We start from the raw sequence: 2257 nt of genomic DNA, 5'->3' as shown, positions 1-2257 counted from the left end.
CAAACATTACAAATTGAAGCTGGTGCAATACATACCATAAAATAGATATAAAGCTTTTGCCTTCTAATACGATACTATCCAACAAATTATGACCCGCAATTAAAATAAGACTAACAGTTAAAAGTACTTTTTTAGGTAAGTAAATTAAAACCGAAAGACACATCATAGATAAGCCAATAGCCCAAATAACTTGAAGTGCAATAAAACTATAACCAACATCAAACCACCAAAATAAATTATTCAAAATTATTTCTAAAAAAACTAACCAGATCCCTCTAGTGAATAAGAATTTAAACAATTGATGTTTCGTTTTTTTAGAGCCATATAAATAAGCAGAAGTACCAGCTAAAAAAATAAAAACGGGTGCGCAATAATGTGTTATAAATCTTGTGAAAAACAAGAAAGGTGTGGTTGTTTCAAGATTCGTAGGATCACTAAAAAACGAGCCATAATGAAAATAATCTCTAACATGATCGAGAGCCATGATAACCATTACCAAGCCTCTTAAAATGTCTATAGATTCTATTCTGGTTGATTTTGTTTTTACCATTTTCTAACTTTTTTAATTGCCAATTCTATTTAGCTCATCATCCAATGCACTTTTTGTTTTACTTTTTGTTTTTGCTTTTTGGTTTCCAAATTTATAGGTGGCACCAAGACCAAATCTCTGATTATCTGCTGTATAAGCGCCATTTAAATTTAAACCACCATAATTTGAATAATATGGATAATCGGTTTCTGTTCTAAAAATATCGCTTCCTGTAATTCGTATTTGCAGTTTTTTATCTAAAAAATCCTTTCTAATCCCGAAACTTAAACCATAAGTACCTTTAATAAATGCAGAGCCTCTCCAAATCCATTTACTTTGTTGGTTAAAGGTGATATCAACTAAAATATCATGTGGTAGTTTTAAGTTGTTTTGAATGCGATAATCCCAAAGCGTATTTTTTAAATCGATAACTGTTTCTTCAATATTTCCCTCAAAAGTTTGATATGCCAAATTACCAAAAACTATAAAATCCCATAATTTATTTACCGTAAAAGGATAGCTTGCAGAAATGGCATAATTATTAGCTTTTTGCATATTTCGGGGAATGATTTGCGTATTGTTTTCATTTAAAACTTCAATAATTCTAGAGAAAAAATCTTTGGTTTTACTATATGAAGATGTTACTATAAGTTTTTGATTATAACTATATGACGCTTGATAGTTCATAATATAATTTGGTTTTAAAAAGGGGTTGCCTTTCCAAACTACTAATTGACTTGTTGGCTTTTCAAACGGGTTTAAATCTTGATAATTTGGTCTGGTTATTCTACGTCCGATATTGAAGCTTAAGCTATGATTTTTTTGATTATCAAAAGAGATTCCAATATTTGGAAAAAAATCGGTATAATTCCTTGGCACGTCTTTATTGTCAATATCAATATCACTTATTAATTCGCCACGAGATGCTGTGTTCTCCACCCGTAACCCCGCATTTAGAGTTGTTTTATCACTTAGTTTCAAGTTTAGGTTAGCATAAGCAGCAGCTACATTTTCAGAATAATTAAAATCGTTACTTTTTGTTGGGTCAAAAACTGGTTCATCGCTTTCATAATTGTAAAAAGCAAAACCATTTTTTGTTATAATGTGTGCATATTTAAATCCCGCCGAAAACGTTATGTTGTCCCATTCTTTTTCATAATCAATTTTTGCAGACCATAAGTCGATTTTGGTATTAGCATCAAATGCGGCATCGTCAGTTTCTATTATGGTAGTTCCATCAGGTTCAAAATAAGTGTTTGGTTGAAGCGTATTTAATTCAGTATCATAACTTCCTACACTTATATTGGTGCTAATGTTTGAGGAGGTGCTTAAATTCCAATGATGGTTTAAATTAAAAATATAATTACTCGAATTTCCCTCGCGAAACGATTGTGAAGAAAGTATTTCTAAAAATTCGGGAGGGCTTGCTTGATAAATATCGGTGGTGCTATTTAAACCATTATCGTACTTGTTAAAAATGGTTCTTGCTGCAAAACTTAAGGTGTGGTTTTCTGATGCCTGCGCTTCGAGTCCAAACCCAATGTTATAGCCATTTCTAATTTGATTATCTTTTGAATATAAGTCTAAAAGCGCACCGTTTTGTTCTTTAATATCATTAAAAATCTCTAAATAATTATTATGAGATTGTGTGATATCGAAATTGGTTTTTATTTTTTCGCTACCAAAATTTAAAGACACATTATTACTATATCTATATTCAACACCTTT

The 2257-nt window shown here is 30.7% G+C and carries 2 protein-coding genes; both read right to left on the bottom strand.

Annotated features, from left to right (window positions below; translation table 11 throughout):
* Nucleotides 1-550: DUF1624 domain-containing protein (locus tag WBN21_RS07640; protein ID WP_424199004.1), on the bottom strand; the 550-nt coding region annotated here is incomplete at its 3' end.
* Between the two features lie 12 nt (nucleotides 551-562).
* A partial coding sequence (locus tag WBN21_RS07635; protein WP_424199002.1) for an outer membrane beta-barrel family protein occupies nucleotides 563-2257 on the bottom strand: 1695 nt, incomplete at its 5' end.

Source organism: Algibacter sp., from assembly GCF_049667265.1.
In the GTDB taxonomy this organism is placed as follows: domain Bacteria; phylum Bacteroidota; class Bacteroidia; order Flavobacteriales; family Flavobacteriaceae; genus Algibacter_B.
This window is presented reverse-complemented; position numbering and strand designations above follow the sequence as displayed.